The organism is Synechococcus sp. UW105, from assembly GCF_900473935.1.
Lineage (GTDB): Bacteria > Cyanobacteriota > Cyanobacteriia > PCC-6307 > Cyanobiaceae > Synechococcus_C.
Map to the genome: position 1 here is coordinate 346577 of NZ_UCNN01000019.1, position 15648 is coordinate 362224.

Annotated in this window: 23 protein-coding genes; 9 read left to right on the plus strand and 14 right to left on the minus strand. The window is 59.0% G+C overall.

The window, feature by feature from the left end; all coding sequences use genetic code 11:
- The first annotated feature begins 3 nt into the window (after positions 1 to 3).
- Positions 4 to 345: a DUF2605 family protein gene (locus tag DXY16_RS08915; RefSeq protein WP_115120838.1), complete on the plus strand. Its 342-nt coding sequence runs from the start codon at positions 4 to 6 to the stop codon at positions 343 to 345.
- A gap of 67 nt (positions 346 to 412) precedes the next feature.
- Here the strand turns inward: DXY16_RS08915 and DXY16_RS08920 are convergent, their stop codons facing one another.
- From DXY16_RS08920 to DXY16_RS08935, 4 genes are all read right to left on the minus strand, one after another.
- A complete protein-coding gene (locus DXY16_RS08920) occupies positions 413 to 1045 on the minus strand; it encodes a glycoside hydrolase family 104 protein (RefSeq protein ID WP_115120983.1) in 633 nt (210 codons plus the stop codon).
- Between the two features lie 355 nt (positions 1046 to 1400).
- Positions 1401 to 2414 carry a tryptophan--tRNA ligase gene (gene trpS, locus DXY16_RS08925; RefSeq protein ID WP_115120839.1) on the minus strand — a complete coding sequence of 338 codons (1014 nt, stop codon included), beginning with the start codon at positions 2412 to 2414 and terminating at the stop codon, positions 1401 to 1403.
- Positions 2415 to 2417: 3 nt separating this feature from the next.
- A complete protein-coding gene (locus DXY16_RS08930) occupies positions 2418 to 3020 on the minus strand; it encodes a hypothetical protein (protein WP_115120840.1) in 603 nt (200 codons plus the stop codon).
- 87 nt (positions 3021 to 3107) lie between these two features.
- Complete coding sequence (locus DXY16_RS08935; RefSeq protein ID WP_115120841.1) at positions 3108 to 4028, minus strand: cation diffusion facilitator family transporter; 921 nt, start codon at positions 4026 to 4028, stop codon at positions 3108 to 3110.
- A 150-nt stretch (positions 4029 to 4178) separates the two neighbouring features.
- Here DXY16_RS08935 and DXY16_RS08940 point away from each other — a divergent pair, with 150 nt between their 5' ends.
- The 3 genes from DXY16_RS08940 (at position 4179) to DXY16_RS08950 (ending at position 7457) form a co-directional block, all read left to right on the plus strand.
- Positions 4179 to 5528 (plus strand): YcjF family protein, encoded by a 1350-nt coding sequence (locus tag DXY16_RS08940; RefSeq protein WP_115120842.1) that lies wholly within the window; start codon positions 4179 to 4181, stop codon positions 5526 to 5528.
- 167 nt (positions 5529 to 5695) lie between these two features.
- Positions 5696 to 6772 carry a photosystem II q(b) protein gene (gene psbA, locus DXY16_RS08945; RefSeq protein ID WP_115120843.1) on the plus strand — a complete coding sequence of 359 codons (1077 nt, stop codon included), beginning with the start codon at positions 5696 to 5698 and terminating at the stop codon, positions 6770 to 6772.
- A gap of 334 nt (positions 6773 to 7106) precedes the next feature.
- The gene (locus tag DXY16_RS08950; protein WP_371410892.1) at positions 7107 to 7457 is read left to right on the plus strand and encodes an HIT family protein; all 351 of its coding nucleotides are present in this window, start codon (positions 7107 to 7109) and stop codon (positions 7455 to 7457) included.
- 605 nt (positions 7458 to 8062) lie between these two features.
- On the opposite strand, the gene DXY16_RS08965 is transcribed toward DXY16_RS08950, so the two are convergent.
- Both DXY16_RS08965 and DXY16_RS08970 read right to left on the minus strand, forming a co-directional pair.
- Positions 8063 to 8284 (minus strand): hypothetical protein, encoded by a 222-nt coding sequence (locus tag DXY16_RS08965; RefSeq protein WP_206749556.1) that lies wholly within the window; start codon positions 8282 to 8284, stop codon positions 8063 to 8065.
- Between the two features lie 437 nt (positions 8285 to 8721).
- Entirely contained in the window at positions 8722 to 9015 is a 294-nt protein-coding gene (locus tag DXY16_RS08970) for a ferredoxin (RefSeq protein ID WP_115120848.1), read from the minus strand.
- Between the two features lie 428 nt (positions 9016 to 9443).
- Between DXY16_RS08970 and DXY16_RS15290 the strand changes: the two genes are divergently transcribed.
- Positions 9444 to 9566 carry a hypothetical protein gene (locus DXY16_RS15290; protein WP_256359591.1) on the plus strand — a complete coding sequence of 41 codons (123 nt, stop codon included), beginning with the start codon at positions 9444 to 9446 and terminating at the stop codon, positions 9564 to 9566.
- Here the strand turns inward: DXY16_RS15290 and DXY16_RS08975 are convergent.
- The 5 genes from DXY16_RS08975 to nth all read right to left on the minus strand — a co-directional run bounded on the left by DXY16_RS08975 (position 9560) and on the right by nth (position 12305).
- On the minus strand, positions 9560 to 10399 hold the full coding sequence (locus tag DXY16_RS08975) for a PfkB family carbohydrate kinase (RefSeq protein ID WP_115120849.1): 840 nt from the start codon (positions 10397 to 10399) through the stop codon (positions 9560 to 9562). The genes DXY16_RS15290 and DXY16_RS08975 overlap by 7 nt on opposite strands.
- On the minus strand, positions 10399 to 10851 hold the full coding sequence (locus DXY16_RS08980) for a hypothetical protein (RefSeq protein WP_115120850.1): 453 nt from the start codon (positions 10849 to 10851) through the stop codon (positions 10399 to 10401). The genes DXY16_RS08975 and DXY16_RS08980 overlap by 1 nt, the downstream gene beginning before the upstream one ends.
- 169 nt (positions 10852 to 11020) lie before the next feature.
- Positions 11021 to 11290: a hypothetical protein gene (locus DXY16_RS08985; protein WP_115120851.1), complete on the minus strand. Its 270-nt coding sequence runs from the start codon at positions 11288 to 11290 to the stop codon at positions 11021 to 11023.
- A gap of 66 nt (positions 11291 to 11356) precedes the next feature.
- Positions 11357 to 11593, minus strand: a complete 237-nt coding sequence (locus DXY16_RS08990) for a chlorophyll a/b-binding protein (RefSeq protein ID WP_115120852.1) — start codon at positions 11591 to 11593, stop codon at positions 11357 to 11359.
- A 58-nt stretch (positions 11594 to 11651) separates the two neighbouring features.
- A complete protein-coding gene (nth, locus tag DXY16_RS08995; protein ID WP_115120853.1) occupies positions 11652 to 12305 on the minus strand; it encodes an endonuclease III in 654 nt (217 codons plus the stop codon).
- A 158-nt stretch (positions 12306 to 12463) separates the two neighbouring features.
- Here nth and DXY16_RS09000 point away from each other — a divergent pair, with 158 nt between their 5' ends.
- The 4 genes from DXY16_RS09000 (at position 12464) to DXY16_RS09015 (ending at position 13731) form a co-directional block, all read left to right on the plus strand.
- Positions 12464 to 12652 carry a hypothetical protein gene (locus tag DXY16_RS09000; RefSeq protein ID WP_115120854.1) on the plus strand — a complete coding sequence of 63 codons (189 nt, stop codon included), beginning with the start codon at positions 12464 to 12466 and terminating at the stop codon, positions 12650 to 12652.
- A 33-nt stretch (positions 12653 to 12685) separates the two neighbouring features.
- Complete coding sequence (locus DXY16_RS09005) at positions 12686 to 12904, plus strand: hypothetical protein (protein WP_115120855.1); 219 nt, start codon at positions 12686 to 12688, stop codon at positions 12902 to 12904.
- Positions 12905 to 12997: 93 nt separating this feature from the next.
- Entirely contained in the window at positions 12998 to 13210 is a 213-nt protein-coding gene (locus tag DXY16_RS09010) for a hypothetical protein (protein ID WP_115120856.1), read from the plus strand.
- Entirely contained in the window at positions 13207 to 13731 is a 525-nt protein-coding gene (locus tag DXY16_RS09015) for a hypothetical protein (protein WP_115120857.1), read from the plus strand. The genes DXY16_RS09010 and DXY16_RS09015 overlap by 4 nt, the downstream gene beginning before the upstream one ends.
- On the opposite strand, the gene DXY16_RS09020 is transcribed toward DXY16_RS09015, so the two are convergent.
- From DXY16_RS09020 to DXY16_RS09030, 3 genes are read right to left on the minus strand one after another with little or no spacing between them, the layout of a single operon-like run.
- On the minus strand, positions 13728 to 14339 hold the full coding sequence (locus DXY16_RS09020; RefSeq protein WP_115120858.1) for a rhomboid family intramembrane serine protease: 612 nt from the start codon (positions 14337 to 14339) through the stop codon (positions 13728 to 13730). The two genes, DXY16_RS09015 and DXY16_RS09020, sit on opposite strands and share 4 nt — an antisense overlap.
- Entirely contained in the window at positions 14291 to 14866 is a 576-nt protein-coding gene (locus DXY16_RS09025; protein WP_115120859.1) for a pyridoxamine 5'-phosphate oxidase family protein, read from the minus strand. The genes DXY16_RS09020 and DXY16_RS09025 overlap by 49 nt, the downstream gene beginning before the upstream one ends.
- On the minus strand, positions 14863 to 15624 hold the full coding sequence (locus DXY16_RS09030; protein WP_115120984.1) for an SIMPL domain-containing protein: 762 nt from the start codon (positions 15622 to 15624) through the stop codon (positions 14863 to 14865). Before DXY16_RS09030 ends, DXY16_RS09025 begins: the two co-directional genes overlap by 4 nt.
- Positions 15625 to 15648 lie beyond the last annotated feature (24 nt).

The window sequence follows — 15648 nt, forward strand, 5'->3', positions numbered from 1 at the left end:
TCTATGGAATCGACGTCGTCTGGCTCCGAAGAGCCTCGCAGGGATGAGCAGGCTGAGGCGCTGCTTCGGTCATTGCTCGACTCATTGCTCAAAGACTTCAGCGACTGTTTCAACCGTGGGGAGCAATTGTTGGCGGTCTGCCCGGATCAGGTGATGGACCCTGAGCAGCGCCTGGCCATGGCCGAACGCCTTGTCGAGGGGCGCAAGGCGATTACAGCGACCCGTGCCCTTCTGGAGGCATCCCCTGAGGCGATGGCTGTCTCAATGGGGGCGATGTCTCCCTGGCATCAGCTGATGACCGAGGTGTGGTCGCTCTCGGCGCGGATCTCAGAACAGCTGAATTAAGACTGCAACATTCGTTGCAGTCGAATGAGGGTGGAGAACGTTGATCGGGGCCGTTGCCCCTGCAGGCTCATGCCCCTAGACGGATCTGACGCAGATTGTCCGAGTAGAACTTCGCAAGCTCTGCATGGCTCTTGACCGGCTGGCCATAGGCGCTGGAGCCTGCATGGGTGGGAAACGAGGCCCATTCCGGCGCTAGGCGATGCATCGCCGTTTTGGTCAGGCCGTTGCTGTCAACTTCCTCGAGCGCACCGCGTCGCTCAATCAAGCGCAGCGCCGCTTGATCCTGGTGCTTTGGTTCAAAGCTGGTGAGCTGGAGTTCGGTGGCAACAATCCGCCATGTGGAAGGCAGAAACTGATAGGCACCGGCTGCGGCACTGGCGTATCGCTTCACCACCACCCGATCGGGGTGGCGGGAAAGGTCAGCGAACTGGCCTCCTCCATAAAGAGTTTTGTAGCCGAGGTCTTTGCCGTCCTTCCAAGTGCCTTCGGCATAACGGATGGTGTTCAGAAGAGCCCTGCGTTCTGGGGTGATTCGGTAATGACCACCACTGAGTTCAGAGCGGACGCTCTGATCCTCTGCTTGTAGATGGGCCTTGACTGCTTCGGCTTGAGCCAGGCGTCCGTCGGAGCGCTCAGCTTGCAAGGCCTGTCCTGTGACCAGGACAGTTCCGATGACTCCGGCTACAGGAAGCAGGTGCATCCGGCGGTCAGCATTGAAAACGCGACCGAGAATGTTGGGCATCCATGCTTGCAAGGGTCCGGGCACACAGTCCGTTCAAGGGCCCATCACGATGCAGACCCGAGGGGTTCGGATGCGAGTGGTCTGGGACCGGTCTTGACGGGAGTCTTGGCATGTGTTTAAGCACTTATTCTTAGGCCGCACAGGAGCTTGGACCCATGGGACCCATGGCTGTCACTGGGGTGGGCTCCAATGGCCTGGCTGAGAATGCTTCAAGCTCTCAGGAAGTTTTAATCATTAGCGCAGCTTTTCTGAAGCTCCTGCACTGATTAGCTCCCAGTGGTCTGATCCGTGCAGTTCAGTGGAAATGAGCTGATCAGGGGGTGCCCAAAAACCCCAGGCTGCTCCGCACTCTTGCCACCGTCGCTTCCGCCACAGCATTGGCGCGATCGCGGCCGTCGACCAGAACACGGTTGAGTTCGGCGCGGTCTTGGATCAGTTCGCGGTAGCGAGTCTGGATCGGTTCCAGGGCCGTGACGGCAGCCTCCGCCAGCAGCGGTTTGAATTTGCCCCAACCCATCTCGGCGCATTCTTCGGCGGCGGCTTGGCGCCCCTTGCCACTGAGAATGGCGTAAAGACCCAGCAGGTTCTCCGTCTCCGGGCGCTCGGGGTTATCGAACTCAAGCCCCATCTGGGGATCAGTTTTGGCGCGTTTGATCTTCTTGGTGATCAATTCAGGAGCATCGAGCAAGGCAATCCGGCTGCCCTCGTTGGGGTCGCTTTTGCTCATTTTGCTGCGACCATCCGTCAGGCTCATCACCCTGGCCCCTTCCTTGAGGATCAAGGGCTTGGGCACCTTCAGCACTGGAGCATCGTCGCTGCCGAAGCGGGCGTTGATGCGCTGTTGGGCGATGTCGCGGGCCAGTTCGAGATGCTGTTTCTGGTCTTCTCCCACCGGCACCAGATCGGCGTCATAGAGAAGAATGTCGGCGGCCATCAAAACCGGATAGTCCAGAAGACCAACGGACACGTTGTCCCCTTGTTTCACCGCCTTTTCCTTGAACTGAATCATCCGCTCGACCCAGTTGAGCGGCGTGACGCAATTCAGCAGCCAACACAGTTCGGCATGGGCCTGAACGTGGCTCTGAACGAACACCGTGCTGCACTTCGGGTCAATGCCGCAGGCCAGATACAGAGCCGCTGTGCTGAGGGTGTCCTCGGCCAGGCGGTGGGGATCATGCGGCACGGTGATCGCATGGAGATCGACGACACAAAAAAAGGTGTCGTGATCATGCTGAAGCTCCACCCAGTTGCGGATGGCGCCCAGCCAATTGCCCAGATGGAGTGCACCGGTGGGCTGGACGCCGGAAAGAACCCGCGACTGGACCATTGATTACTCCTGGTTGGCTTGTGCTTCTTCGCTAGGGGCGTCGCTGTCAACAGAGCTGTCAACAGGGCTGTCAACAGTGCTGGCAACACTGGCTTCGATCGTGGCTTCGCTCTCGGGTGCCTCGCTGGCTGGCGCAGCAACCTCAGGTTCTGGGGCGTCCACGCTTTCCTCCACAGGGGCCTGCTGTGGTTTGGCCGGCCGGGCAAACGGATCAGGCCGATCACCGCCTCTGCCACCGCCGCCTCTGCCAGTGTCGCCGCGATGGCCACCGTCTCCTCGGCTACCACCCCTGCCACCTTCACTACGACGTCCGCCGCCTCGGGGGGCACGGGCACGCTCCTGTTCGATCAGGGCATCCAACTGGCCATCTTCGAGCATCTGGCCGAGGCTCCGCACCGCAAAGCCCAGCACCGAAACAGTGGAACGCAGGTTGAAGGCTTCTTGAAGAGCACGCACGGAGCGCATCTCGTTATCACTCAGGCGGATGCGGAAGCCACCACCTTCGCGATTCCCGGCACCGCGACGGCGACCACCATCGCGTCCGCCATCACGGCCACCTTCACCCTGTCCCCCATTTTGTTGGGAATCTCCGTAGGAATCAGTCATGGCCCGTGGCCTGCAGTCAGGCGCAAGTGTGACGCATCACAGGGGGGGAGTCGGTACTTGATAGCGCCGCCCTGACGACCGGCCCAATCAGCCGTGGGTGCCTCGAAAGGTGATCTGTTGCTCGGCGTAGTCCTTCGGTTCCAAGTGGATGGTGCATCGAACGGGGCCGAAGCGCGTTTCCAGTTGCTCCTCAACGCGCTCGGTGATGCCGTGGGCAGTGGGCAGATCGTCGGTGTCAACGACCATATGCATATCGATAAAGACTCGCTGTCCCAAGACGCCACGGCTGGCAATGTCGTGGCAGTTGAGCACTCCAGGAACAGCCATGGCCTGTTCATGGATGGCTTCAGGTGCGATCGCAATGTGATCAACGAGCCATGGAAGGTTGGTCCGCACCACCTGCGAGCACACCCTGATTAGAAGTAGGGCGAGTGGAGCCGCTAGAGCCACATCCAGCCAGTTCAGTCGGAACCACCAGGCACCTGTCAGTCCCACGAGCACGATCACAGTGGTCCATATGTCACTGGTGGTGTGCTTTGCATCGGCGAGTAGCAGCGGACTCTTCAGTCGCTTGCCCTCCCGACGTTCGTAGAGGGCTAGAGCGAGATTGAAGCCCAGAACAAGGCACAGCAGCAGGAGTTCCTGGCCGCTCAGGCGGAGGGGCGGCACGCCTTCCATGAACCGTTCGCCGGCCTTCAGCAGGATCTCGATCGCCGTGAACAGGATGAAGCCTGCAATGGCGAGGGCCCCAACGCCTTCGTATTTGTCGTGGCCGTAGGGATGATCACGATCCGGTCTTGGATCAGAAAGGCCGTTGGTGATCAGGCCCATCAGGCTTGAGAGGGCGTCTGTGGCGCTGTGCATTGCATCAGCCACCACAGCCAGCGAGCCACTCAGCACACCAATGGTGAGCTTCAGGCCGGTCATGCTCAGGTTGATGAACAGTGCTGTCACCAGCACTCTTTTCACATCCTTGCGTCGATCGGTTCCGGCGGGGTGGCTCGCCATTGAGAGCTGCACTCACTGAATCAACTTATGGAGTCCCACGCCGTGCGTCTGCTACCGGGGGGCGGATTGCTCTCTGCCTCGCTTCTGCAACGCCCACTGGTCGGCTTGCCGAGGGTGAGCTAGGAAGACGACACTTCTGGCCCGTTCCGCATGCTTCCGGTGCCGTCAATCGGCTCCCTCCTCGCCCAGCCGAGGCTCCTGCGTGGCATCGCTGTGGCAGGAGGGGGATTTCTGGTGGCGCAGTGGGCTCTGGCAGACGTGTTCCACGTGCCTGGGGGTGGCCTCGGGTTGCTGGCAGTGGGTGGCGGCATCTGGTGGCTGAGCCGGCCTGCAAAGGCACCTGCCTTTCAGTCCCCAGCTTCAGTGCAGGGATGGTTGAAGCGCTGTGATGCCGTGCTTGACCAATTCGATGCGCTTGAAGAGCTTGCCGGCACGGCTGCAAGCCGTGACCAACGTCAGCGCGCGCTTGACCAGGTCGTGGAGCGTTCCGGCCCTCTGACAGTTGCAGTGGTGGGATCGGAAGGGGTGGCTTTGCCAGAGAGCAAGTCACTCCAGCAAGCGCTGAGTGGGCGCCATGCCCTCAACCTTTGTGTCGGACATCCTCTCCCCAGCGTCAGTGATAGCTGGGCTTGGCCTCTCACGATTCAGCAACAGGATGCGTTGCTGTTCATCCTTCCTCTGCCGCTTCGTGCGGCAGATCTCTTGCGTCTGCAGGAGGTGCCGTTGCGCCAGCCGGCCTGGCTGGCTGTGAATCGTGCGGAGCTTGAGGGGGATTGGGACGCTGCTCACCAGGCTTTGCTGGCCCAGTTGCCAGACCGTTGGCATCAACGCTTGCTGGTTTGGGATGGGTCGCCCGATCAGCTCAGGTCCCTTCTGCTGCCGATTCGACAGCTGCTTCAGCAACCCAACCTTGGTCTCGATCTGACCCGTCAACGGTTGCTGGAGGCCCTGCATCGCGATTGGCAGGCGGAGCTGGAAAGCCTGCGGCGTCAACGCTTCCGTGGGTTGCTTCAACGCAGCCAGTGGCTCGTGGCAGGCGCTGTTGTCGCCTCACCTTTACCCAGCACTGATTTGCTTGCTGTGGCCGTGGGAAATGGCTTGATGCTGAGTGAAATGGGTTCGATCTGGGGTTGCCGTTGGACGCCCGATGTTCTGCAGGTGGCGGCCAAGCATCTTGCGGCTGCGGCCCTTGCACAGGGGGTGGTGGAGTGGAGTGGTCAGGCTTTGCTGGGTCTGGCCAAGTTGGAGGGTGGAAGTTGGATGGCGGCTGGAATGATGCAGGGCCTCAGTGCTGCCTATCTCACCAGGGTTGTGGGTGTCTCCATGGCTGATTGGATGGCCCTCAATGCCGGTGTGGCAAAGCCAGATCTGGAGCTGTTGAAGCAACAAGCTCCCTTACTTGTGGCGAAGGCTTCGGAACAGGAGCGATTGAATTGGCAGGGATTCCTTCAACAGGCCGGCCGCTGGATGCAGGGCCAAGCATCAGCAAAAACAGCATGATTAACATTGCTTCATGAACTCTTCATGAAGCTCTTCATGAAGGAAGTTTGCGCAATGACTCGAAGTTTTTAAATCTGGCAAAAAACAATCGGCCCTCCATAGGCTTAGGCCCTGCCCTTATGTCTGTTGAAGGCATTTAGGTCAGGTCCCGTCCTCCTTGTTTCGTCATGGCTACTGCCATTCGCAGCGGTCGCTCCAGTACCTGGGCAAACTTTTGTCAGTGGGTCACCTCCACCAATAACCGCATTTATGTGGGTTGGTTCGGTGTGCTGATGATCCCCACCCTTCTGGCGGCCACCATCTGCTTCATCATTGCCTTTATCGCCGCTCCTCCGGTTGATATCGACGGCATCCGTGAGCCCGTTGCCGGCTCATTCATCTATGGAAACAACATCATCTCTGGTGCTGTTATTCCTTCCAGCAATGCCATCGGCTTGCATTTCTATCCCATTTGGGAAGCGGCTTCTCTTGATGAGTGGCTGTACAACGGCGGTCCTTACCAGCTGTGCATCTTCCACTTCCTGATTGGCATTTCTGCCTACATGGGGCGTCAGTGGGAACTCTCCTACCGCCTCGGCATGCGTCCGTGGATCTGCGTTGCTTACAGCGCTCCGCTGTCTGCTGCCTTCGTGGTGTTCCTGATCTACCCCTTTGGTCAGGGTTCCTTCTCTGACGGCATGCCCCTGGGCATCTCTGGCACCTTCAACTTCATGTTGGTGTTCCAGGCTGAGCACAACATCCTGATGCACCCCTTCCACATGCTTGGTGTGGCTGGTGTCTTCGGTGGTTCACTGTTCTCCGCCATGCACGGCTCCCTGGTGACCTCCTCCCTGGTCCGCGAGACCACCGAGAGCGAGTCCCAGAACTACGGCTACAAGTTCGGCCAAGAGGAAGAGACCTACAACATCGTGGCTGCCCACGGTTACTTCGGTCGCCTGATCTTCCAATACGCCTCGTTCAACAACAGCCGCAGCCTTCACTTCTTCTTGGCTGCCTGGCCCGTTGTCGGCATCTGGTTCACCGCCCTGGGCGTGTCAACCATGGCCTTCAACCTGAACGGTTTCAACTTCAACCAGTCCATCCTTGATGGTCAGGGCCGCGTCCTGAACACCTGGGCTGACATCCTCAACCGTGCCGGCCTCGGCATGGAAGTGATGCACGAGCGCAACGCTCACAACTTCCCCCTCGACCTGGCTGCTGCTGAGTCCACTCCTGTGGCTCTGCAAGCACCTGCCATCGGTTGATCGGGACAGCCTTTGGCTGAAGTCTCCAAACGATTCAGCGCAAGCTGAATCGGAAAGCCCCCGCCGCTAGGTGGGGGCTTTTTCATGGGCATGAGTCTTTCTCTCGCCGTGTTCTGTTGATCGGTCTATCTGCCATCGTGATCTTGAACAACACAGCAGTCATGCTGCTGCTGTTGTTGGCTTCAATCCCATTGGAGACCAATCCCAATTGAGTTGTGGCATCTGCTCCGTTCACAGAGATTCTGAACAACTCGAGGCCCTCGAGATCTGGCGCAGTGAGAGATGGCTCCTGCGTCATCACCCCCTGCCGGCGCCCTTGTCGGGGTGGTGTCTGTTGGATTCTCGTCGCCACCTTGGCGGACCCGCCGACTTCTGGCCGGAGGAAGCGCGTGAATGGGGGCTGATTGTGCAACGTGCCTCCCAGTTGGTGAAGCAGGTGAGTGGTTGTGACCGGGTTTATGTGATCGCCTTTGGTGAGGGTGCTCGTCACCTTCACCTTCATCTGATTCCCCGCTTCGGCAGCGACCCGCTGACGCAAGCCTGGTGCGTCGCCGATCTTTATCGAAAGGTGGAGCGTGGCCAACGGCCTGGGGCTGATCCCGATCTGTTCAGATCCTGGATGACCGGTGCCAGGGAGGTGGCTGATGCCCTCATGGCTGGAACACCTAACAGCGTTGAGCGTTGAGCGCCTTTGAATTGGAGGCGATGGTATGGCCTTCCAGCTAGGGCTTCAGCATGAGGGCAACGCCAGCCAGGGCTGGGGCTGATCCCACTCCGTTGCCTGAATCGCTCGCACGAGTCTCTTCCTGGCTGGGTGATGGTGAGATGCAAGCCGATGAGCCGTTGGTTGTTTTGGCTCGGGCGCGATTGGCCTCAACCCAAAAAAAAGAGCCTCCCCTCAGAAGACTCCCAGGCACGACGCTCGGCCCCCTCAGGCCGACTAGGTAATTGTGCTGTGTCTTGCTGAGGGCGAACGTCTTTAAAGGCACCGTTTTGATGAAAGCTGGCCTTCCTGGGAGAAGGCTATGGACGACTCTTTGCGACAACCCTGCTCATCAACATCGGACGCCTGGATCAAGGTCGGCGGGGTGCGTTGGCCTTATCGCTTCAAGGCAGATCAGCAGGAACCCGTGTTGTCAATTCTCGGCTTCCGCCTCCCTGAACGCAAACCAGCCAAGAAAAAGGGCCCCAGGCTCCAAACACCTAAGGCCTTAGTGACCCCGTCCCTGAGGCCCTGCATGTAGAAATGTAACGGTTCCGTTCTGTTTCTGTGAGCGACGGCTTTGGGCTTCAGGGCGCGACGGTGGGAAGTGACCCTTTCAGGGTCTTTTCGCTCGCACCCAATGAATCGCTTCGGATCAAGCAAAGCGTCTCCATCTCGTCGGTAATCAATCGATAGGAGAATTGATGTTGTTGCGACAGGTATTTGGCTAACGAGACGGCTTCATTGATTTCCAGGTCAAAGGCGAGGTTGGTCCAGCCACTGGGAGTTAGCTTTTGAAGTCGGATCATGATTCTGTGCAGTCGATAGGCATAGGTTTGAGGTATCGCGGCGCAATGCATGAAAGGCATTGATTCATTTCGGGATCATGCTGATATCGCACCCTTTTAGCCCTGTTGATGTGAATAGATATGAGAAATGGGTATCAGTTGCAACAACTTGGTGTTGACGCGACTGACTTCAGTCTTGTTCGGGGTGTTGCTTGAATTGAATCAGTACGCCCAGAAACCATTCTTCGGCAAGCATGACTGTTCTTGCGATGAGATCTGCCTGCAATCATCGTTTGGATGATCGCAGGCAGGCATGATTGGAGAGGGCCTTGGTTGCGTCGCTTCAGGTCGTTAGCTTCAGCGATGGCTCGATCTCATTGCTGGGAATGGTCGCCCGCTGGGTTGTTGGCAGGCACGCGCTCGGCGATGGCCATCATTTTGGGCCTCTGACGACGAACTCAATACAGTTGTTCTTCGGCGTTAGCGCTCACTTTGCAGTCGCTGGTGGGATAGGCGACACAGAGCAGCGCAAATCCTGCTTCGATCTGGTCGTCGTCGAGGAAGCTCTGATCACTTTGATCGACAGAACCAGTCATCACTTTGCCGGCACAAGTCGAGCAGGCTCCTGCACGGCATGAATATGGGAGGTCCAGTCCTTTCTCTTCTGCTGCATCGAGGATGTATTGGTCATCGGGACAGTCGAAGACTGTTTCTTGGCCTTCGCTGAGAATGGTCACCTTGTAGTTGGCCATGTCGATATGGAGAAGTCCCTTGGTTCTAACCTCGTCAAAATTGCGTGGAAGGGATCGATGATCATTTCGACACGTGAACGAAGCGATGTGATTTAAGGCACACTCTTTGTGGGGCTCGAGCAATGGCTAAATCGTGTCCTTAATGCTCAAGCCCTGTGATCTGTGTCTGGGGTTCTGTGCGTCAGCAGTGAGAACAGAGGGAACTCTTCCGGGGAAAGCTCCTAGATCTGGCGTCGCGAGGGCCTTGTTACCACGGTGAACGCATCCGAGTGAGGTCCGACGCCCCTGCAGGAGAACAACAGCAGCACATCGCAGTCGCAGCAATGCACGTCATCACGTGGCTGGGTGGATTTCATATCGAAAGGTTGCCGCTTGTGCTGTTGCCACCTGCTTCAGGCAGGCTGTCAGCGTTCATCAGACTGTGAGTAATGCCTCTGCTGTTTGCCTCTCAGACGTCTCCTGGCGGCCCAACTGTGATCCTTCCCGCCCTGCTGATTGCCGGCATTCTGGTGGCCTTGTCGCAGGCCTTCGTGCCGAAAGATGATCAGTAAGGTCCGAAGCGTGTAACGCATTCGGCGCCACACCATGCTCCCAGGCGTGCTGCCTCAGCTGGCGTCCACCCAGCTGCCAGTCCGGCTGTTACGCCTGCGGCAAAACTATCTCCACATCCATACGAGTCAACAGGCTCATGGGTGGGGGTGCATGCTGCATAACGACCGCCTGGCTTGAGATCACCCCCTTGCTCTCCTTCGGTCCTGATCGTGAGCTGAGGAGCAGGCTGTAAAGCATCCTCTGGCACTTGTTCGCTCGGATCGAGTGCGCTGCCGATCAGGGCATCAATTCCAACCCCTGCCTCTTGCAGCACGCCTATCGAGAGGCGGGGCGTTGCGGTGAGCAGGGAACATCGTCGTGCGCGCTGCAGGCCGGCAGCATCGGTGGCTGAGACAAACACGCCATCACAGCTGGAGAGAAGCTCCCAGGGCAAGTCATCGCTTGCAAGCGGGCTATGGCGCTCACCAATCACGGTGATTGCTCGATCCCCCCCCCTCTCCACAAGGCTGATGCCGCGTCGGCTTGGTGCATCTCGCCAGGCGACGAGCGGGTCGACGCCCAGCTCACGCAGACGTTCGATGCTGCGTTCGCCGATTGCATCCCGGCCGAGAGCTGTAAAAAAGTGCACCCGTCGCCCCGTGAGCCGCGCCAGCTGGACCGCGACGACTGCTCCGGCTCCCGCAGGTTCCTCCAGAGATCGATGGGCACGGCCCACGCGTCCCGGCCGGGGCAAGGCGTCGACCTGCAGAAAGGTCACCCACTCCTGATGGCCGACGACGGCCAGCTTGAGGGGCGGCAGGTTCAGCCCATGATCAGCGTGATTCGCCGCCATCAGGGAATCGGCAGCATCGATTTGGCTGCATTCCGCAGCTGCACATTGATCTTTCCGTTCACTTGGTTGACATCGATGCCACCACTCACGTCCACTTGAATGGGTTGATCCTGGCTCGTTCCCACGAGAACAGGACCTGCGTCTTCACCCTGCACGCTGACCGGATCTCTGACCGCATCCACCGTGACGTTGCCGGCAATGTCGACATCGCCTTTGACGTCGACCTGCCCTTGCACCGGCAAGGTGTCGACGGCTTGGATTTGGAGAGCCTCCGCCCCTTGAATGCTCACGGGTTGGCGCAGGGAATCGATCTTGAGATCACCGACCAAGCGCACCGGGAAGGGTTGGTCTTGTGACAGAGCAATGGGGATGGGTTCCCGCAAAATTTGAATGGCCGCCACGGCGAGAGCCCAAGCGCTCAGCACCAAGGCCAGGGGCCATCGGCAAGCCATGGCCAACGTGAACCAAGAAGCGGTCGGCGCAGTTGAAGTCCCTTTGACCTCGGACATGCTTGGTCTCCGCGGCAAACAACGGTGATGGACCGGTTGTACAGGCTTGTCGCCGTCTCCACCGCATTTATGCGCTGATCGTTGCAGCTCTGCCGAGATTGCAAATCAGCGCTTAGAGCTCGTATTCCTCTTCGAAGTTGGCCAGCAATCCGTTGTAAAGCGCCAAGGTGCCCTCGCTTTCCTCGGTAAAGCCCTCGAGTTTGTAGAGCTCTTCCAGGTGTTTGGCAGCGAGGTGCACTTGGGCAAATGCTTCGGCGTATTCGTTTTGGATGTCTTCTTCGGTGATGTCGCGGATCATCGCCGAGATGAACTCCACCTTCTTTTGTGCAGCGGCAATCTCCGCTTCCATCTCCTTATTAAGCTTGCGCCTCTTTCGGGCCATCCCTGGGTTGTCGCGAAGGGTCAGGCTACGCCCGACCCGCCCGACAACAGGGTGCTAGAGGACTGTTCAGAAGCAGAAGGGAAGCATCTTTGTGCTGCAGGCTGCATAGCCATCCACCAGAGGTCCAAGGCCGATCTGATGGAGTATCCCCTGGCCGGTAAGCCCTTCCACGATCACTCCGATCACGAAGCCGAGCATGGCGGCACGGCCGTTAAAGAGCTCGACCTTGCGCAGCTGGTCGGTATGAATGGATCGGGCTGCACTGTCTTGGAACCATTTCTCTGTGGCTTGCTGGTTGGCCATGTTGAGATGTCGAATTATTTACAAATGTAACAGACCTTTGCGGGATCAGTCCCTTCTCCTAGGCCTTTTTGTAAGGGACTGGTCTTCTTCTGTTTGGGTAAAGCTCTCGGCAGAGCGGGCAGGTGGTGCCGTTGCAGCCACGCGCTGTGCAGTGTTCTCGTCCGTAGAAAATGATCTGCAGATGCAGTCGGTTCCAGGCGTCTTCTGGAAACAGCCTCTTCAGGTCTTGCTCGGTGCGCTGAACGCTGTCGCCTGAGCTGAGCCCCCAGCGTTGGGCCAGACGATGAATGTGCGTGTCAACGGGGAAGGCGGGAACCCCGAAGGCCTGGGCCATCACCACGCTGGCCGTTTTGTGGCCAACCCCGGGGAGTGCCTCGAGTTGCTCAAAGCTTGCGGGCACTTCGCTGTTGTGGGCGACCACAAGGATCTGGGCCAGCTTTTTGACGTTTCGTGCTTTTGTTTTGGCTAGGCCCAGCTGACGGATGTGGTGGCGGATCGTGTCTTCCTCGAGGCCGGCCATGGCCTGCGGGGTGGGTCCAGCAGCGAAGAGCGCGGGTGTGACTTCGTTCACTTTTTTGTCAGTGCACTGGGCGCTGAGCAGAACGGCGATCAGCAGCGTGAAAGGGTCGCTGTGGTCAAGGGGGATCGGTGGTTCTGGGTAGGCCTCGTTCAGCCGTTGGAGGACGTGGTTGGCCCGCTCTCGTTGTCTCAAGGGTTGCGCGCCACGACAGGGGCGGACCCTAGGGCCACAGGCCGCTTGCGAGGCTTTGTGTAGCAATCGCTACCATTTTTAACTTCCATTAAGGCTTGTCGCTCTGTTTTGCGTGCTGCTGTTGCGGCGATCCAGAGTGTTGTTGCCGAGGAAGACGTATGACCAACGCAGGTAATCCCCGTCGAGGAACCAGCCTGAAGTGGGAATCCAATGGTGAGCTGGCAGGCTCTGATCTTCGCCACATCCTTCAGCGGCTCCAGGATGCTGACCCAAAGGCACAGGGCCTCAACAGCTGCGAGTTCGGCTGTGAGCTATCCAGCCACAGCTCCCAGCAGCCGCCTGCCTGAGGCGTTCGTCAGACTGTTCTCTCGGATCGGTATATGGCCTCTCAACGCAGATCCAGTCAGCGGGATGATTCCAGCGACGCCTTCGCCCGGATCCTGAAGCGGGAGGAGAAGGACCTTGAACAGTCCAAGGCGAAGCCTCCCTCGTCCCCTTCAGGGGGCTGCGACTCTGCTCCTGTGGCGGATGATCCGATCGACCCGATCAGTGACCTTTACCGGCAGCACAGCCATCAGCAATCGATGGAAGGGGGCTGAGCCGCCTCTTCACAGCAGCATCGCCAAAGCAGTCTCTTCACAGCAGCCTCGAGAACGGTTGCCTCTAACCTCACCATCCCTGCAGTGATGACAATGAGTCCCGTTGTGAGAGGTGTGATCTACGTCTCCGTGTGGGTGGTCCTGTGGGGAACCGTCGCCTCCTTGATCGATTCGCTCCTGCTCGCTGGCGAGGTGTACAGCACTGGTTCCTTCGCCCAGGCGACCACCTTCATCGCTTATGGCGCAGCAAGTGTCGTCATGGCTGTTCGGTTCTCAGGGCGTTTTCTCTCCCAGGAGGAACCGTGATCCCGGTTGCGCTGCTGCTGTTGGCTCAGGCTCAGGTTCAGAACTCTCTACCGCCGGTTTACCTGTTGCGTTGCACGATCGATCCAGAGCGGGTCACATCCAATGGAAAGCCGGTGGCGCCAACCTCCATCAAGTCGGAGAAGGCTGCGTTCACGCTCACCATGGCTGAGGGCGGTGTTCCCATCGCGATCACGCCGCGAAATCTGGCTGAGGAGCGCAGTGATTTGCGTCATCTAACCGATGGCACTCCGCGCTTGGAGGGGGGGCAGGTGCTGATGGATTTTGCCTATGAGCATCCCTTGATCGTGTTGCCTCCCAGCGAACCAGAAGCACCTGTTCAAAGCATGGGACGACTGCGCACGGCAGGACTACTGCGCCTGAATCCCCGGCGTCTTTCCTTCTCCTTTGAGCAGACCATGGCTGTTCAAATGGATTTCAAGATCCCAGAGACCTCAAGGCAGGATCTCAAAATCGAAGCGAAAGGGACCTGCGTGGAACGAGCGATACCTGCTCAGGGTTAATCCTTCGGACGGGCCGTGATCACAGCGGCCAGCACGCCTCCGATGAATCCTCCGGCATGGCCGATCCAGCTCACACCAGGGGGAGAGGCCCAGGGCAGCAGTCCGATCAGAGCAGAGCCATAGAGGCTCAAGGCCAGCACGCTCAGCCCCAATGTGATCAAACGCTTCTCGATCAATCCCAGCAGAAGCAGGTAGCCCAGCAGTCCATAGACGATGCCTGAGAGGCCGTGACTTCCCGCTGGCCATAACAGCCAGATCGGGATTTCGACGCTGATCACGCCAATCCAAACGGCCAGATAAGAGCGCATCCCTTGGCTGATGACGAGATAGCTGAGGGGGAGAAAGACCAGCGTGTTGGTGAGTAGATGGCCGAAGCCGCTGTGGCTGAAAGGGGCTGTGAATACAGACCACCAGGGGGTGCCAGGACCGAGGGGAAGGTTCCATTGGCCCCCAAATAAAACGGTGTCAAGCAGTTCTTGGAGCCATGCGATCCCCACAAGCACAAGGGGAAGCAGCAGCGACCAGGAGATGGCTGGCTGAGGCCTGGGGGCGGGGGTGGTCAGGGATTCAGTGCGACTTCCTTCCACCCATTTTCGGCGCTCCAGCATCGGCGACGGTGAGGCGACTGAGTCAGCTCAAGAAGATCCACATGGGTGATCTCCAGACGCAGCAGCGCAAAGCTGTCGGGCATCGTTGTGCCGTTTGGAATCGCAGTAGGCCAGTCGCCTGCGCTGTCTAGCTCCTGGCCGGGCGGTGGCCATCCCCACAACGCGCGTGCCTCGGGTTGCAGCCCTAGCCAGTGGTGGCGTTGCCTTTGCATCCGTTCATCCCGATCCAGGTGGTGTTGATGTCCGCGCAGGCGGAATTGGCTTTGGGCTTTGGGCAGCAGCCAGCACAGTTCAAAGCGAGGATCGCGCTGCAGTTCCTGTTGCTTGGCGCTCCGCCCATCCGTGAGCAGTTCAAGGCTGTTGTGATTCCACCATCCTCGGAACACCAGGGTTCGAACCCTTGGACTCCCATCCGGGCCAATCGATGCCAGTTGTAGCCATCGCCCCATCGGAGAATGCCCTTCCTTCAGGCGGGCATGTTTCAACAACGGTCGCCAGGGAGGGAGGCCCTGATCCGCTGGGCTCACTGGACCCGGAAGGTCACACCCATCACGGCGGTGATGTCTTTCCAGATCGTGCTGGTGTCGTAGGAGCCGTAACTGCTCATGCTTGTGGAGTTGGGCACCGTGATCTGGAAGGTTCCTGTGTCGGCCTTGGTGATCGCGCCGATCCCCGAGCCAGCCTGCTGGGCAATGGCTTCTGCTCTGCGTTTGGCGTCAGCTGTGGCTTTGGCCAGCATGTCGACCCGTTTCTCCGAGAGGCGGGTGAAGGTGTAGGCCGGCTGGCGGATGCTGATGGGAACGCCTTGGCCCACCAGGTCGCCGATCCGGCGCGAGACACCACTAATCAGACCGACATCGCTGCTGCCGATCAGGATCGGCTGCCGGGTGGTCCATCGGGTGGTGATCAGGGCGCCGGTGACGCGGTTGCGCACGTCTTGACTGCTCGACTGAATCACTCCAAGTTGGATGGAGCTTTTCGGTACGTTCTGCTCCTTGAGGAAAGCCACGGCCCGCTCCACCTGGGGCTCGAGGGCCTGATAGGCCTCTTGTTGGCTGGAGCCGTTGCCCCGCACTTCCACCGTCCAGTCCACATAGTCACTCTTGATGCGCTCGGTGCTGGCCCCGGTCACCGTGATCGTGTCAGCGGATGTGCGGATCCCACGCACGGCGACGGATCCCGCGGTCACAAGTCCGGCGCTAAGAACCAGCATCGGCAACACCAGGGGAGGTGTTCGGCGCAGCATGGCAACGATGCGTTGGCCTGCAGTTGCTGATGCCGGCATGGAGCTTGCCTCGATCATGGTGCC